The sequence below is a fragment of the Paraburkholderia sp. NMBU_R16 genome (assembly GCF_013282575.1).
Classification (GTDB): Bacteria; Pseudomonadota; Gammaproteobacteria; order Burkholderiales; family Burkholderiaceae; genus Trinickia.
Genome location: NZ_JAAAYE010000531.1, coordinates 1 through 248 on the forward strand (window position 1 = coordinate 1; position 248 = coordinate 248).

1 pseudogene is annotated in these 248 nt (G+C 63.7%); it reads left to right on the plus strand.

Annotated elements, in window-relative coordinates:
- Positions 1-248: pseudogene (locus tag GWC77_RS28990) on the plus strand (IS4 family transposase); the annotation flags it as partial.

The window sequence follows — 248 nt, forward strand, 5'->3', positions numbered from 1 at the left end:
GCCGCTGGGCATCCTGGACGCGTGGATGTGGGCTCGCGAGAAAAAGGACGAGTCGGGAAAGCGTGGTGGCCCGAAGGAAAGTTTGCGTTGGATCGAAGGCTACGAGCGCATCGCCGAGATGGCGCCGGATATGCCCTCGACCCGCTTGGTGTATGTGGCAGACCGCGAAGCGGATCTGATGGCGTTGATGGAGCGCGCTGATGCGTTGGGCAACCCGGCCGACTGGCTGGTGCGTGCCTCGCATAACC